General features: G+C 60.0%; 11 protein-coding genes and 1 pseudogene. 1 reads left to right on the top strand and 11 read right to left on the bottom strand.

Going from position 1 to position 16,470, the window contains the following annotated elements; all coding sequences use genetic code 11:
- The 11 genes and pseudogenes from GSM73_RS27470 to yaaA form a co-directional block, all read right to left on the bottom strand.
- Positions 1 to 560, bottom strand: a pseudogene (locus GSM73_RS27470) (alginate O-acetyltransferase); the annotation flags it as partial.
- A gap of 11 nt (positions 561 to 571) precedes the next feature.
- Complete coding sequence (locus GSM73_RS17290) at positions 572 to 2,137, bottom strand: MBOAT family protein (RefSeq protein ID WP_047228839.1); 1,566 nt, start codon at positions 2,135 to 2,137, stop codon at positions 572 to 574.
- Between the two features lie 132 nt (positions 2,138 to 2,269).
- Entirely contained in the window at positions 2,270 to 3,394 is a 1,125-nt protein-coding gene (locus GSM73_RS17285) for a mannuronate-specific alginate lyase (protein ID WP_160893480.1), read from the bottom strand.
- A gap of 23 nt (positions 3,395 to 3,417) precedes the next feature.
- The gene (locus tag GSM73_RS17280; protein ID WP_076383622.1) at positions 3,418 to 4,869 is read right to left on the bottom strand and encodes an alginate O-acetyltransferase; all 1,452 of its coding nucleotides are present in this window, start codon (positions 4,867 to 4,869) and stop codon (positions 3,418 to 3,420) included.
- A gap of 11 nt (positions 4,870 to 4,880) precedes the next feature.
- Positions 4,881 to 6,473 (bottom strand): mannuronan 5-epimerase AlgG, encoded by a 1,593-nt coding sequence (gene algG, locus GSM73_RS17275; RefSeq protein WP_160893336.1) that lies wholly within the window; start codon positions 6,471 to 6,473, stop codon positions 4,881 to 4,883.
- A 26-nt stretch (positions 6,474 to 6,499) separates the two neighbouring features.
- The gene (locus GSM73_RS17270) at positions 6,500 to 7,984 is read right to left on the bottom strand and encodes an alginate export family protein (RefSeq protein WP_047228909.1); all 1,485 of its coding nucleotides are present in this window, start codon (positions 7,982 to 7,984) and stop codon (positions 6,500 to 6,502) included.
- Positions 7,985 to 7,989: 5 nt separating this feature from the next.
- Positions 7,990 to 9,501, bottom strand: a complete 1,512-nt coding sequence (gene algK / locus GSM73_RS17265) for an alginate biosynthesis TPR repeat lipoprotein AlgK (RefSeq protein WP_047228843.1) — start codon at positions 9,499 to 9,501, stop codon at positions 7,990 to 7,992.
- A 9-nt stretch (positions 9,502 to 9,510) separates the two neighbouring features.
- Positions 9,511 to 10,680, bottom strand: a complete 1,170-nt coding sequence (locus tag GSM73_RS17260; protein ID WP_047228844.1) for an alginate biosynthesis protein Alg44 — start codon at positions 10,678 to 10,680, stop codon at positions 9,511 to 9,513.
- 35 nt (positions 10,681 to 10,715) lie between these two features.
- Complete coding sequence (gene alg8 / locus GSM73_RS17255) at positions 10,716 to 12,197, bottom strand: mannuronan synthase (RefSeq protein WP_370695168.1); 1,482 nt, start codon at positions 12,195 to 12,197, stop codon at positions 10,716 to 10,718.
- 100 nt (positions 12,198 to 12,297) lie between these two features.
- Positions 12,298 to 13,614, bottom strand: a complete 1,317-nt coding sequence (locus GSM73_RS17250) for a nucleotide sugar dehydrogenase (RefSeq protein WP_076383623.1) — start codon at positions 13,612 to 13,614, stop codon at positions 12,298 to 12,300.
- An 811-nt stretch (positions 13,615 to 14,425) separates the two neighbouring features.
- The gene (yaaA, locus tag GSM73_RS17245) at positions 14,426 to 15,205 is read right to left on the bottom strand and encodes a peroxide stress protein YaaA (protein ID WP_047228847.1); all 780 of its coding nucleotides are present in this window, start codon (positions 15,203 to 15,205) and stop codon (positions 14,426 to 14,428) included.
- Positions 15,206 to 15,382: 177 nt separating this feature from the next.
- Between yaaA and GSM73_RS17240 the strand changes: the two genes are divergently transcribed.
- Positions 15,383 to 16,470 (top strand): polysaccharide deacetylase family protein (locus GSM73_RS17240; protein ID WP_160893478.1); only part of this gene is annotated, 1,088 nt, incomplete at its 3' end.

The following is a 16,470-nucleotide window of genomic DNA, read 5'->3' as shown; positions in this document are numbered from 1 at the left end:
AACACTTGTTGGCCGTTTTGCTTGGCCTGTTGCATCGGGCCGAGCAGGTCAGGGGCCAGGATCTTGTCTGCCGCCACACGGGCATGGAAATCCTGATAGAGGTTGGCGTGAATGCTGGACGGCTTCACTTCACCCAAGTGTTCCGGGTAGAGGCGCGCCTTGGCTGGCACGATCGCCATCACCAGGGTAATGCCCTGTTCCTTGAGCTTCTGGCGCACGCCTTCGACCAGCGCGTAGTTGCCTTGCAGGTTTTGCTCTTCGTTGACGATCGGATTGAACTCTTCGTCGCTGTACAGCCACTGATCGCGACCCAGGACCACGCCTTTGCGGCCCTCGTTGAACAGCTTGTAGTCCAGTGCCGCCCAGATGTTGGTGCCCAGGCGCTTGATCGGGAACTCGTCGTCGTAGTGCGTCTCGACGGCTTTGCTCCAACGACCGTTGAGCACGGTCGCATCAGGGTTGGTGCTGAAGCCGAAGAAGCTGCGCACCGACCACAGGCCCAGGACCGTCAAGGTCAGCAGGAACAGTGCGATGTAGAAGATGCGTAATGAGCGGGTCATGTTCAGATCCCTCAGAACTGGAAGTAAAGGAACGGCGAGAAGCTTTGCGCCGAGAGTTTGAGAATCGAGGCGATGAACAGCACCAGCACCAGCGTGCGCATCACGTAGCGCGGCCAGTCAGCGACCCAGTACGCCGGTTGCACCTGGGCTTCGACGCCCACGGTGTAGCCCGGTTGATGAATGCTCGACGGGTTGTCGCCCGGTACAGCCTTGATCAGTCCCGGTTGTGCAGTGGCCGGGCCATCGGCCTCGGTGTTCACTTCAGGCTTGGTCTTGACCGGTGGACGATTGGTGTAGAGATCGCGCAGGCCAAAGAAGGCGAGGGTGGCGTAGGCCACCGCCAGCGTGGCGATTTGCAGGCCGGTGAGGTTGGCACGGGTCAGTTCCGACAGCGACAAGTCACCGAAGCTGAACATGGCGCCATACATGCGGCCGGCCACGTGCAGGTTTTCGGCACGGAAGATCACCCAGCCCATCACCACCAGCAGGAACGTCAGTGCCCAACGGATCGGGTTGATGCTGCGTGGCGTGGTGTTGATACCCACCGCTTTTTCGATGGCCAGCCACATACCGTGCCAGGCACCCCAGATCACGTAGGTGATGTTCGCGCCGTGCCACAGACCACCGAGCAGCATGGTCAGGAACAGGTTGCGATAGGTCATCAGCGTGCCTTTGCGATTGCCGCCCAGGGTGATGTAGAGGTAATCGCGTAGCCAGGTCGATAGGCTGATGTGCCAGCGCCGCCAGAACTCGGTAATCGACTGGCTGATGTAGGGCTGCTTGAAGTTCTCCATGAAACGGAAGCCCATCATCAAGCCCAGGCCGATGGCCATGTCGCTGTAGCCGGAGAAGTCGAAGTACAGTTGCGCGGTGTAGGCCAGGGCGCCGAGCCAGGCATCGCCCGTGGTCGGGTTCTCCAGGGCAAAGCAATGATCGGCCACCACCGCCAGGGTGTCGGCGATGAACACCTTCTTGATGAAGCCCTGCATGAAGCGCGTGCAGCCTTCGGAGAACTTGTCCAGGGTGTGGGTGCGGTTGTTGAACTGATCGGCCAGGTCGCGGAAACGCAACACGGGGCCGGCGATCAGGTGCGGGAAGATCGCCACGAACGCTGCGAAGTCGATCAGGTTGTGGGTCGCCGGGGTATCACCGCGATACACGTCGATGATGTAGCTGATGGACTCGAAGATGTAGAACGAGATCCCGATCGGCAACAACACGTGGGTCAGGATGAACGGATTGAGACCGAAGCCGGTAATGATCGCGTTGAGGCTGTCCACACCGAAGTTGGCGTACTTGAAGTAGCCCAGGATGCACAGATCCACACCCACGCCGAGCAACAGCCAGCGCTGGGCGGGTTTGGTGCGCACGCCGGCGGCGCCGACTTTCAGGCCGATCCAGTAGTTCCACAGGGTGACGCCGGCGAACAGCGCAAGGAAGTCCACGCGCCACCAGGCATAGAACACATAGCTGGCCAGCAATAACAGCAGGTTGCGATAGCGTTGCCCGCTCAAGTAGTACAAGCCGAGAAAGATCGGCAAGAACAGGAACAGGAACACATTGGATGAAAATACCATCCCGATCTCTCCATGTTGAATCAACAGTCAAGGGCCAGAGCCCCCCCAAACCCCCCCATGAAAACCGGGAGGTTTTATTACATTTCAGACGCTTTGCTCCCACAGCTCCCCTGCCAGGCAGGGGATACGGCATCAGCTACCTTTTTCGCCTTTTTCCCATGACGGGTCGTACACCTTGGTCAAGTCCCCGCCGAGGCGGAACGTCTTGAACGGTTGCATTTCATGCTTGCGTTCCAGCACATCCTCGGGGCATGTGTAGAGGCTGCAGAACGGTTCCAGCCAGGCGAACTTGGAATCGATTTTCAGATCCTTCATGTCCTGCTCATCGCCGTTCTTGTCTTCGAATATCTCCGGGTCTTTCACCCCGGCCAGCACCTGGTCACCCAGGCGCTTGAGGGCGCCGTTGTTTTCCTGGCGTAGGTCCACGCCGTTGACCTGGGCGAAACTGGCGATCATCGCCAGGGGCGGCAGGGCATAGTTGTGATAGGACAGCGCCCGTTGCTTGCGCTTGAGTTCGTTGGGCAAGAAGCCCTCGGCGTCGACTTGGTTGACGCCGACCTTGTATTCCTTAACGGCCCAATCGAACAGGTCGCGGCGGTTGGTCGCCACGGCGGTGGCCATCACCGACCAGGCGGCCCAGTAGGAGTGGTTGTTGATTTTTTTCAGCGGCAGGTTGTCCCAGTCGCTCACCACCTGATCGGCCATCTTGCTGAACCAGCCTTCGATCAGTTGCGCCTGCTCCTGGTGATTGGCCAGTGGGCGAGACTCGGAGAACTTCAGGCGTACGTAGGCCGAAGCCATGCTTCCCAGGGCCCATTTGCGCATGGACTTGCCGGTGTGGTTGAAGTCCTTGGACATCAGCGCATCGGCCTTGGCCCAGGCGGTCAGCCAGTTCAGGGTGCATTCCAGCTGCTCGGGGCGGCCGTCACGCATGAATTGCATCACTTGTTTGCTGATGCCGCGTTCGATCCGGGTGATGTCGGAAGTGGCATCACGGAAGGCTTTTTCCGATTTCACGTTCAGCGTTGCGCGGGCCTTGTCGGAACCCTCGTACTTGCTGCGAAATTGCAGGGCGCCCGTGTAGGGCGTTGGTACTGCCTCGCAGCGCTCGTCAGAGCTGCCCGTCTTGAATTTTTCAATCGGTGCGAAGTAACCCTGGGGCGGGCGTAGCGGGGCCGCGGCCTGCGTCGCGCCGGCGAATATCGCCAGGGTCAGCAGGGACGGCGCCAGCAGCGTTTTCAACGTTCGGGTGCGCATGGTTCTAGTCATGAGACGAGACCTCATTGTCCGATTTGAGCCGTTTGTTGCCCGGCTTGCGGAGATGCGTTGCGTTTGCAGACTTTCGCTTCGATTTGCTGTGGCTCGGCACCGGCTTCAGGTCCCTGGACTTCTACAGCCAGCAGGTTCTGGGAAGCCCAGTCCTCGTCGGTGCGCAATTGGAAGGCGAAACGTCCGTCGGTTTCGGAAGTGTCCGGTTTTTCGATCTTGATATCCTCGTGGCGCCCATTCATGTACCAGAGGGTGGCTTGTAAGGTTTTCACCGACGTATCGGCGAAGCGGATATCGATCTGGTGGCTGCCGTTACGCAGGTCCATGTTCTTGCTGTTGACCATCAATTCGTTCTTGCCGGGCTTGAGGGCAGTCTTGCTGCTCATCAGCGCGGGCTTGCCTTCGCAACCGTTGTTGTCCAGCAGCGCCATCATCTGGCGATAGATGGTTTCCTGGTCCAGGCGATACAGCGGCGAGAATTCCCAGATGAGGATTTTCGGCGGGCTCTTCTGGAATTCTTCGCTGCCCAGGTACTGGATCATCGCGCCTTCCAGACCGCCGCCGGGGAAGGCGACGTTGAGGACGTCGGCGCCGATGGCTTCTTGAAGGAAGCCGGCGAAGTTGTAGTTCTTGCCGCTGTGACTGGTGCCCACGAGGGTGATTTGCGGATCACTGGAGTCGCCGAACAGGTCGCCGTCGCCGGCCTCGCCTTTAGGCTCGGTGGTGAACTGGTCCATGTACTGGACCGCGTAGCTGGTGCCGCACAGCTGGCCGGCCATGTTGTGCAGGGTGCCGGTCTTGCCCATGCGGCCGGACTTCTTGGTCTCGAACTCACGCTTGGGAATGTCGGCAAAGGCCGGGATCTGCTTGACCTTCTCGGCCACGATCTTCGCCGTGCGCTGGGCGCCGTACGGGGTCCAGTGCTGGTCGCCACGGAAGTAGAAATCGTGGGCCGGCAGGGTGTCGGGCAGGTTTTCGTTGGTCAGTGGCGACAGGTCCGGCACCACATAACCCATCTGCGCGAAACGTCCGAGCATGCTCTTGTAATTGGTCAGGGCCTTGTCGAAGTCGTAACTGGCCTTTTCCTGAGGGTTGAGTTTGTTGCGGTTCACCAAGCCCCGGGTCGGTTGATACACAAGCACCAGCTCAACGCCTTTTTTCTTGAACGCGTCGTGCAACTGCTGCATGCGCTTGTAGCCGGCCGGGGTGGTATTGAATTCGGTACGCAGGTCTTCCTGGGTACGGAACAGCCAATCGCCCTGGGCCTGTACCAGCGTGGTGAAGTTCTGCTGATAGCGCGTGGTGTAGTTCTTCGCGTCATAAGCAGCCGGGCACAGGTTGCAGCACGGTTCGGCAGTGAACACAGGCGCTGTGGTTTCAGCGGCGCGCGCGCCGCTTGTGGCGGCGAGAATGCCGGCAGTCAGGGCGGACAGGCCCAGAAGTTTGATCATCTGTGGGTTCATAAAGGTCATCCTCAGTCCCGCAATTCAGTCTGGCGTTCGACAGGGTCGATCAGCACGGCTTTCTGCTGGCGCACCAGCAGGTCGAGAATTTCATCCTGGCGCTCGCCCAGGATCCCCGAGAAGCTGATGCCGCTGGATTTGGTCGGCGCGAGCATGGACACGCGGTACAGCTCAACGCTCAACGGTGAGTCGATGGACAATGGGCCGCTGCCGTTGGCAGCCAGTTCACCACCGACCACGATCAGCGAGACCTGGGCGTCGAACGGGTCGAGCTTGATGTCCCGGTCGGTGTCGGACAGGTCCTTGATGTGGCCGTAAAGACCGGTCAGGCCGTTGGCCATGGACACGTTTTCGTAAAGGCGGATGTTCACGCTGTTACGAATCCGGATGCCGTGGCGCCGGTTGCTGATCACTTTGTTGCCCCACAACAGGTTGTCACCACTCTCGTAAAGCGTGATGCCGTCGGTGTGGTTCTTGTAGATCTCGTTGTAGGCGATCAGGTTGTTCACGCTGTTACGGTCGATCACCAGACCCGAGAGTTTGTTGTCGTAGCTGCGGTTGTTGAAAATGAAGCTGTCGTTGACCTCACGGGAAATAATGATCCCGTGCTTCTTCTTGGTCCCGTAGACGGTGTTGTCGGCGATGATCAGCCGATGGGAACGGTCGTGGGGGTCAATGCCGTAGACGATGTTGTCCTTGTAGGTGTTGCCCTTGACCACAAAGTCGTTGGTTTCGTAGCAATAGAAGCCGTACCACATGTCCGAGAACTCGGAATCGATGATCCAGCCGGTCGGTTCCGGGCGCTTGAGGACCTTGGCCATGTTGGGCGTGTACTGGGAAATACTGACCCCGTACGACTTACTGTTGGCGTAGCCGAAGCTGGCCATTTTGGTATTGACGATGTAAGTCTCGGTGCCGCCCCAGGACAGCAGGAACGGACGGAATTCGTTGGCCGAGCGGAACGTGGCGGGGCCATTGTCCTTTTCGCGCCAGCCAGTGACCTTGGTGTCGCGGATGAACATCTTTCCATCGTTGACCAGGAAGGAGCCGCCCTCTTGGGACAGGCGCAGTTCCTGGGTCTGTTGGTCGATTTCCAGAATGCCTTTTTCGCCCACCACAATCGGAATCCTGGCCAGGAAGACACCTGGCGAGGTTTCCCTGAGGTACTGCTTGGGCACTTTCTTGGCCAGGTCCTTGAGGTTCATGTAGCCATCGTCGATGAAGATGGCCTGTGGGATGCCGTGCTGGCGCACCACCCACTCGGCCATCTTGTTGTCGCCGCCGATGAAGTCCTTCAAGGCGTTTTCCTGCATCATCCGGCGCACGCTGACTTTGCCGGGCTTGCTGCGCACGATCTTGGCCGCAGCCGCTTCGGCGGTGAAGCCTGTGAGGTCGGGCAGGGTCGGCGTAGCCAGCTCCAGTGGAGCGGTCGGCGCGCTGCTGACGGTGTAGGTCTTGGCCTGCTGCAGTTCCTTGACCACGTTGCCCGGTTTGACCACCGGTTCAACGTTGGCGAACGCCGACGAGCCGGCCAGCAGCATCGCTGCGGCCAACAGGCTGATCGAACCTTTCATCGCCTGGCTGTTCCTGAGGTAGCGGTTCATATCGGGCACTCCCATGGTCATTCGCATCAGAAGCGCCAGATCACGTCGACAAAGGCGCGATGCATGTATGAATCGACCTCTTTGCCGTAGGCGTCACCAGGCTTGAACACACCGCCACGAAAGCGCACCAGCGCCGATGGCTCGTCGATGGACTGGCTCAGCGCGGCCGGCAGCAGGCCTTGCTTGAAGTACTTGGTGACCACAAGGTCGACTTCCTGGCCCAGGTCCTTGTTACCGTCGCGCAGTGGCAGGGACGAGGTGGACAGGATTGCGCCGGTCACATCGTCGGTGTTGTTTTCCACCGCGTTGATACCGTTACTGCCCACAGGCTTGTTGCCGTCCACGCGCCAGAACTTGTGGTACACCAGGCTTGCGTCGTATTCGTCACGCAACTGCCAGGAACCGAACAGGCTGGCGCTCTGGGTGTTGGCCATTTCGCCACGGAAGGCTTCACCGAAACGGTGGACCCGCGAGCGGGTACCGGTGTAGTTCGAGCGGTTGCTTTGCAGACCGTTCTGTTCGTAGTCCTCGCTGGCGCGGGCATAGGCCGCACCGACTTGCCACTGCGGATCCAGGCGCAGACGGATGCCCAGGTCGGTGGCCCAGCCATCGACGTCGTCACTGCGCTTGAGTTGCGTGGGGCGCGTGCCATCGGCGTTGAGCGGGTTGACGGTGTCGCGATCGCCGGTCATGCCGGTCAGGCTGGCCCAGTAATTGACGGTGTTGGTGTTACGCCAGTTGTAGGCGTCACTGTTGGCTTCCAGGCCCAGCCAGGACAGGTCACCGTTCTGGGTCTTGTCCAGGGAATCGGTGGCTTCGCCCGGGGTCGGGTAATCGAGGCTGCCATTGTCGTGGGTATGGTGGGCACGGATTCCGGCCCACTGGCCTGGCATCCACTGGTAGCCCACGTCACCGTAGACGTGCAGGCGGTCCTTGTCGTCAGGCGACAATTCCTTGAGGTCGGTGCGGTATTCGCTGAAGCGCTCGGCGACACCCAGGTTGGCCCGCAACAAGGTGGTATCGAAGGTCCAGTTCAGGGCTTCGATGTTGGTGTCGCGCCATTGGCCGTCTTCGTTGCGCAGGCGTTGGCGACCGAATTTCAGCTGTTCGCCCGGGTAAGGGGTCAGGCCCCGATAGCCAATCCAGAATTCGCGCATGGCCAGGTAGTTCTTCTTGACTTCGCGATCACCGCTGTCGGTTTGCGCGGTCGCGTCATCGGACTGTTGCAGGGTGTCGGTCTCGATGGTGTCGGTAGACGTCACGGCCTGGGCCATGGCGTAGGCGCTCCAGGCACCGCGCTCACCGTAGATCCACGGACGCAGGTCCAGACCGATACCGTTGACGTCGCCGCCGCGCTGGGTGCCGAGGTCGCGATCGTCTTCGGACTGGGCGGTGATTTTCACGTCCAGGCCGAAGTTCTGGTCTTCAGTCAGGGCCGCCAGGGTCGGACAGGACCACAGCAGGGCAAACGACAGGCCAATACCGGCCTGCACAAAAGGATTGAGCTTCAAAGGCTTCATAGAGGTTCCTCGCCGTCATCTTCTTTTAGGGCTTGCAGTTCCAGCGTATCGGGGCTCATGGAGCCGCGAATGGCCTGCTCTTGTTGTAGCAGGCGCTGGGCTTGTGCAAGCTGGTTCGGCGGTAATTGGGCTTCGAGGGTCTGGGCAAGCTCGATGGCTTGCGGGGTGTTCTGGGCCTTGGCCAATTGACTGAACACATAGGCATTGACCGGGTCGGGCTTGGTGCCCTTGCCTTGGGAGAACAACTGGGCAATGGCGAAATCGGCGCTGTTCTGGCCGTTACGGGCGGCCTTGAGCAGATGGTCCAGGGCCTTTTGCGAGTACACCTGGCCCAGGTAACCACGGCGATAGATCTGGCCCAGGTAGTAATCGGCGGCCACTTCGCGGCCAACGGCTTTCTGGAAATGCGCTTCGGCGACCTTGGCGTCAGCCGGCACCCATTTGCCTTCGTAGTACAGCTTGCCCAGCAACAGATCGGCACGTGGCTGATCGGCGGCGCGGCCGTTTTCCAGGTACTGCATCATCTTGTCGACGTCACCCAACTCGGGGAAGTCGTAGAGAATCTGCGCCAGGCTGACCCAGGCAGCGGGATAGCCAGGGGCGATGCCTTCGAGCAACGACTGTGCGGTTTTTTCGTCGGTCTTGCCCAGGCTCGCATCGGCCAGGACACGGGCGACGCTGTCCACACGCTGGGCGGAGACGGTGCCACTCTGGTGACCGGCCTGCATTTGCTTGAGCAACTCGGCCTGCTGTTCAGGCTGGCCGCGTTTCTGATAGACCGTGGCCAGTTCGACGTAGCAGATGTCGGTGGTGGCCAATGCCGCCTTGCAGACTTTTTCCACTTCATCCAGATGCTGGTCGTAGGTCCCCTGGGTGCGATAGAGCAGAATCTGCGCCAGGCCCGCTTCCGGGTAACCGGCGCTGCGCCATTGGCTGATCTGCTGCTGAGCGTTGACGTTCGGGAAGCTTTGGGGATATTGCAGGTACAGCATCGCCAGCGGGATCAGGGTGCCGCCCTGACCGTTGGCGAAGGCTTTCTTCAACAGGCCTTCGGCTTCGTGCTTTTCCGCTTCGCTGGAGCCTGGCTTGGCCACCAGCAGGCGGCCCAGGCGAGCCTGGGCCCGTGGCGAGATATCGGCCGCGGCGCGGTAAGTCGCCTCGGCCTTTTTCATCTGCTCGGGGTCGCGGCTGTCCACCTGGATGTCGGCCAGGCCGACCTGGGCTTCGCTGTAGCCCAGGTCTGCCAGTTGCTGATAGTTCTGCTGTGCCAGCGTCGTGTCACCGCGCTTGAGGGCTTCGTTGGCCAGGCGCTGGTCGGGCAGGCCGGCGCAGCCGCTGAGGCCGATTGCCAGCGCCAGCGCACACAACGCATACCCTGTGTGGGAGCGAGCCTGCTCGCGATGCGGGCGGCTCGATACACCAGGCACACCGCTTTGATCCCATCGCGAGCAGGCTCGCGCCCACAGGGTATGCGGCGTCTTGTTGTCTTGTGGAGTCGTCACGAGCATGTCCTCCGCTTAAATACCGACAGCCATGGCTTTGTCGATCAGCCAGTTCAGGTTCGGGCCACGGTCGCTGGTAACTTCTACCGGCCGGCCGGCCAGCGAGCTGTCCAGGGGTTCGTCAGGCTGGATCAGTACGCGGATATCGGACGACAGGTCGGCACTTTTCAGGCTGGTGCTGCTGACGATCTTGCCGGTACGGGTGGTGTCTTCGCCGGCAACCTGGAAGCTGACCGGAGTGCCTGGGCGCACGTCGCCGAACTGGCGATAGGAGAAGCGTGCTTCAACGTTGGCTTCGGTGCCCCGTGGGACCAGTTGGAAGATCACGTCACCCTTGCTGGCGTACTGACCGTCGGACACCAGTTGCTGGGACACGATGCAGTCGCACGGCGAGGTCAGGGTGCCGGTCATTTGCTTGCCGAACAGCTCCTCGACCTTGGCCGGTTGCAGCTGGTTGTCGTCCAGATGGCCCTTGAGCACATCGAGCATGCTGGTGCTGAACGTGGCCAGCGGGGCGCCTTTGGCGGCAACGCCGTCAGCCTTGACCAGACTCTGCACGGTGCCGTCGCGCGGCATGGTGATAGCCATGCCCGGTACGTTCACCAGGCCCGCCTGGGCGTGGCTGACGAAGTACATGCCGTACACCGACTTGAAGATGAAGCCGAATGCCGCCAGGCCGACGATAAAAATCGCCAGGCTGAAGGTCACGGCCCGCAGGCGGCCCAGGGCGGTCATGCCACCGTTGTCGTCCTTCTGCTTGCGCGCCTTGGTGAAGTTGTCGCGTTGCAAAGTCGCCAGCACATCGCCGACGCCGACGATGTCGCCGGCCAGGTGCGAGGTGATGATGTGACGCAGCGTCGAGATGTCCCGAGGCTCCAGATTCTGGAACTGGCAACCGGTACGACCGGTCTGGCGGTCGTAGGAGCGAACCTGCAGTTCCACGTCCATGGCCAGGCCAAGGTTGTCGATCACGAATTGCAGGCGGCCTTTGTACGCTTCGCCGACCTTGAGCGGCATCTGGCCGGCGTTGAAGCACAGGCCTCCGGCCGACAGGTCCAGGACCTTGACTTCCATGGGGGTACGGTCGGGACCGAAGAAGCGCAATTTGGCCGGGATTTTCACTCGGGCGTGTTGGCGCTGGGCTTCGGATTCATGCACTACGTTGACATTCACGGCGGTGTTCATAGGGGCGATTTCCTAGTTAATTCAGGCGAGTTCGGTCAGACCATCATCAGCAGCACGGCAACGAAAACGCTGCCGGCGGAGAAGGTCATGGTCCGAGACGACCAAGTGTTGAACCAACGTTGAAAGCTGGCGAGATCACGGGTCAGATGGGTGGGCTGGCGAGTCCAGGACTGTTGGTCGAGGCGGAAGAACACGTAGATCTTCACCAGCGCGCCAACGATCTGGTTGTAATACAGAATCGCCGGGTAGGCCGGACCGATCCGGTGTCCGGAGCACGACAGCAACAGGGTCAAGAGCAACCGGGTGATGCCGATCCACAGCAGGTACACCAGGATGAACGCGGTGCCGTACTTGAAGCTGGCAATCAGCGCCACGGTCAGGCCCAGCAGCGAGGTCCACATCGACACGCGCTGGTCGAACAGCACCACCGAGGTGAACAGGCCCAGACGCTTCATGCCCAGGCCCAGTGCCCGGGAGTTCTGCCGCAGGTTGTTGCCATACCAGCGGAACATCAGCTTGCGACTGGCCTTGATGAAGCTTTTTTCCGGCGGGTGCTCGACGGTGTTGATCGCCGCATCGGGTACGTAGAACGTGTCGTAGCCCAGGCGCATCAGGCTGAACCAGCTCGATTTGTCGTCGCCGGTGAGAAACTTGAAGCGGCCCAGGCGCCAGTGTTGCAGCGAGTCGCTTTCCACGTCGGCGATGAAATCCGGGTTGGTGACCACGGTGGCGCGGAACACCGACATGCGGCCGGTCATGGTCAGCACACGCTTGGACAGGGCCATGGAGCACATGTTGATGTGGCGCTGAGCGAAGCGCAGTTTGTGCCATTCGCTCATGATGTAGCCGCCGCGCACCTCGCAGAACTCGTTGGTGGTCAGGCCGCCGACGTTGCCGAACAGCTGGAACCACGGCACGGTCTTGCGCACCACGCCTTCGCCGAGCACGGTATCGCCATCGATCACGGCGACCACTGCACGGTCGTCCGGCAAGTGGCGGGAGATGGCGCGGAAACCGAAGGCCAGGCCGTCACGCTTGCCGGTGCCAGGAATGCGCACGAAGTCCAGCTTGACGTGCTCTGGCGGGTTCATGCGGGCCCAGAGGCTCTTGACCAGTAGTTCGTCGGACATTTCCACGATGGAGCAGACCACAGTGGTCGGCAGCCCGCAGTCGATGGCTTCGCGAATTACCGAACTGTAGACCTGGGCGGTCGTCAGCGCGTCGATCCGGAAGCTGGTGACCATCAGGTACACGTGGGACGGATCCGCCGCCTTGCCCAGCTTGCGTACCTTGCGGCGCAGATGCGGGTAGACGATGTACAGGAAGATCATGCCGCGCACGAAATGCGTCGCTCCCATGGAGTAACGCCAGATGCCCACGGCGCCGATCAGGAAAATGAAATCCTTGGATTCGGAATCGAACGTGGACGTGGGCAACGCCATGGCGATGCCCATCAATAAACTCAAGTAAAACAGCCAACCGGCGGCCTGAAGCAGGCCGTGCTTTAGCCTGTGCATAATCTGCATCCGTCTCTATCTCGGGCGGGCCTTGTGGGCGGCCCGATGGGTTAAGGCAGGCGAAAGGCCGGCCGGGCCTGGGCCCGGCCGGCAAACAGACTTACCAGCAGATGCCTTCGGTCCGGCCACTCGGGTTGGTGGCCTTGGACATGAAGCCAACCAGGTCGATGACCTGCTTGCCTTCCGGTACGTTCTCGGTCAGCGCGCGGAACTTCTCGTCGCGGTTGCCCAGGATGATGATGTCGGAGCCGTCGATCACCGAGTCGAAGTCGGAGTTGAGCAAGGACGAGACGTGAGGGATCTTCGACTCGATGTAATCCTTGTTCGCACCGTGGACGCGGGCGTATTCGACGTTGCTGTCGTAGATTTTCAGGTCGAAACCCTTGCCGATCAGCATTTCCGCCAGTTCCACCAATGGGCTTTCACGCAGGTCGTCGGTGCCGGCCTTGAAGCTCAGGCCCAGCAGGGCGACTTTGCGCTTGTCGTGGCTGGAAACGATGTCGAAGGCGTTCTGCACCTGGGATTCGTTGCTGCGCATCAGCGAGTTGAGCAGCGGCGCTTCCACGTCCAGGGAACCGGCGCGGTAGGTCAGGGCGCGAACGTCCTTGGGCAGGCACGAGCCGCCGAAGGCGAAGCCTGGGCGCATGTAGTACTGGGACAGGTTCAGGGTCTTGTCTTGGCAGACCACGTCCATCACTTCACGGCCATCGACGCCGACTGCCTTGGCGATGTTGCCGATCTCGTTGGCGAAGGTCACCTTGGTGGCGTGCCAGACGTTGCAGGTGTACTTGATCATCTCGGCGACAGCGATGTCCTTGCGGATGATCGGCGCATCGAGCTCTTCGTACAGCGATTGCAGAACGTCGCCGGAGGCTTTGTCGAACTCGCCGATGACGGTCATCGGTGGCAGGTCGTAGTCCTTGATCGCGGTGCTTTCACGCAGGAACTCAGGGTTGACCGCGACGCCGAAATCGACACCGGCTTTTTTGCCGGAGCAGTCTTCCAGAATCGGGATGACCACATTCGCCACGGTGCCTGGCAGCACGGTGCTGCGAACCACGACGGTGTGGCGGGTGGTCTTGTCGCGCAGGACAAAACCGATCTCGCGGCACACCGCTTCGATGTAGTTGAGTTCCAGATCGCCGTTCTTCTTGCTCGGTGTACCGACGCAAATCATCGACAGGTCAGTATCACGAATCGCTTCGGCGAAGTTGGTGGTTCCGCGCAGACGGCCTGTTTCAATACCTTGTGCCAACAGCTCGCCCAGACCGGGTTCAACGATCGGCGATTTACCGGCGTTGATCATGTCGATTTTGTCTTTGGCGACATCTACGCCAACGACATCATGGCCCCGTGCAGACAGGCAACCGGCACATACTGCACCGACGTAACCCAAACCAAATATGCTAATGCGCATCGCATTTACCTCTGTTTTTCACGCCATTAAATGGCCGGAGTTAATAGTGTTCAGCGGTCATAGTGCACTCGGAAGTGTGGAATGCAGGCGCCACAGTGCCGTGTGCAGGCATACTAAGTTCCGAGTGTCTAAATAAGTGCACTCAAGTTGTGCGCAATGCGGCCTAGTTGTTATGACCTGCCCTGTTATGCAGCCAGTCCTCGTATTCGGGAACGTTCGTGCAAAGGTCCTTCACCTCCGATCCCTGGCAAAAAGCCCACAAAATCAGAAGCTTGTGTGCTCTGGCGAGCACGTTATAGGGGCGCAGCCTTGGCCTTGTAGGGGATAGTAATGGTGCGTTATCTCCTGTCCTTTATAAGATGGATCCAAATAGGCGACCGTTTCGCTAAATTGCCATGACAACTTGGTTACTTGGATCGACGGCCTATGTAAGTCATCTCTTACACGCACGGCGAGAATCGTTACGGGTGGTATGAGCCGTGCAATTTCACATAGTTCCGATCCGCTCATCGCGATTTTCGAAATTTTTCGAAATATTATGAAAGATGGCACTGACCTCATGATGATGGCACTCACCGTTTTGACCTTTGATAACGGGGAGTTAAGGGGGGTAGATATTTTTGTGCCACTACCGAATAAAAAATTTGGTGCCACTACGTAAAAAACTGACAGGTGTCGAGTGAAACAAAAGTTAGCGAGGGAAGGGGGCGATTTATTGGCGTCATGGAACTGACGAAGTGGGCGGGGAAGTTGGATGACGTGTTCGGGTTTGATCAAGGCCCCTGATCAAGGGGCCATATAAAGATGTGCTTTATTCGGGGGCATGGTCACGCAGGAACACCAGTTTGTCCGCGCTCGATTGTTGAGCATTGAAACGGTAGCCCTGGGCATCGAACTGCTTGAGTGCTGCTGGATCGTTGATGCGTTCCTGAATCACGAAGCGGCTCATCAGGCCGCGGGCCTTCTTGGCGTAGAAGCTGATGATTTTGTACTGGCCGTTCTTCAGGTCCTTGAACTCGGTATCAATGACCCGCGCTTTGAGCGCGCTGCGTTTGACCGCCGAGAAGTATTCATTGGAGGCCAGGTTCAACAGTATGTCGTCGCCCTGGTCAGCCAGCGCTTCGTTCAGCCATTCGCTGATGCGTGTGCCCCAGAAGGCATACAAGTCTTTGCCGCGGGCATTGGCCAGCTTCGTGCCCATCTCCAGGCGATAGGGTTGCATCAGGTCCAGTGGGCGCAGCAAGCCATAAAGACCGGAGAGCATGCGCAGATGCTCCTGGGCATAGTCGAAATCGGCTTCGGCAAAGCTTTGTGCATCGAGGCCGGTGTACACATCACCCTTGAAAGCCAGCAGAGCCTGTTTGGCATTGGCCGGGGTGAACGCCGGCGTCCAGCTGCCGAATCGTGCGGCATTGAGACCGCCGATCTTGTCGGAGACGTGCATCAGCTCGCTGATTTGTGCCGGCGAGAGTTCGCGCAACTGTTCGATCAGTTCCTGGGAATGATCCAGGTACTGCGGCTGGGTAAAACGCTCGGTGGCCGGCGGTGTTTCGTAATCGAGGGTCTTGGCGGGGGAAATCACCATCAGCATGCAATCGTCTCCTTCAAAGGTGCGGCGATTCTAGGGGGTTGTCCGGGTGGACTCCAGCTATTGGGGTGATAGGTGATGGATGGGCAAGCCTTGCTCCCACCGAGTCCTCTGACCACAAGGGTATTGCGTCAGGATCGGCTATGATGCGGCGCGGGTTTCGTTATGGAGACATCCCTTTTGCGCATCGTCCTTCTATTGTCGGCCTGGTTCCTGAGTTTCGCGGCCATTGCCGCACCCAGCGACATCGCCACCCTGGACCGCAGCACCTGGCCGGAACAGCTCACCAGCCCGACGCTGTTCGACGTGGCCTCGCGAGCCGAGATCCTGATGTTCGCCCGGGTCCTGCTGGACACCGATGCCATGGACGAAATCGCCCTCAAGCAGCACCTGGGGCTGCGCACAATCAATATGGCGGCGATCGACACCCTGCGCGCGCGGTTGTGGCAGCGACTGCTGAGCAACTACAACTTCGCTCAGCAAAGCTGCGATCAGGACGCTTCGTTCTGTTTTCTGGTGGAAGACCTGGCGACGTTGCGCGAAGAGGCGGGCAGGCTCACGCTCGATGAAAACTCCTACTACATCAAGTGGGCTGAGCCGAGCCGGATCTTCCACGCTCAATATCTGGACGAGTTGCTGCGCAAGGCCGCGTTGTTTCCGCAGACCAGCAGCGAAATTGCGCGTTTCGGCGATTACGAGCGCAACGGTGATGATCTGAATGACCGGCTGTTCCTGCTGACCTTCGACAGCGCGGCCAACATCACGCCGGACAATACCCCGTGGCTGACTGAATACCTGCGCAAGTCGAACATGAACGGCACCTTCTTCGTGCTGGGCAAGGACATCCAGGCGCGGCTTGCAGAGCGCTCGGTCAACCACCTCCAGGCCTTGTATTCGGGGCAATGCGTCGGTGTCCAGGGTTGGGAGTTCCGCTCCCACAGCCATTGGCAGGATTGGCAGGACTCGGTGCGGCGCAGCGTCGATCTGGTCAAGGGCAAGCTGCCGGAAAACTACGTGCCGCTGTTCCGCCCGCCCCAGGGCCAGCGCCGTGGCGATGCCGGCGCATTTTTCCGCAACCAGGGCCTGCAAGTGGCGCTCTGGGATATCGACCCCCAGGACAGCGCCGGCCGGCTCAACCCCGAGCAAAGCGCTCAGCGCACACTGACCCTGATGCTGTTGTGGCGCCGCGGCGTGATCAATTTCAACGTCAAGCAGGATGCGCTGAAAACGGCGCTGCCCTGGCTCATTACGCAAACGGCGCAAAGCGG

It is taken from the genome of Pseudomonas sp. PICF6, from assembly GCF_009831705.1.
Lineage (GTDB): Bacteria > Pseudomonadota > Gammaproteobacteria > Pseudomonadales > Pseudomonadaceae > Aquipseudomonas > Aquipseudomonas rhizophila.
Note: the sequence above shows the minus strand (reverse complement) of the source record. Positions and strands in the feature narration are given on the sequence as shown.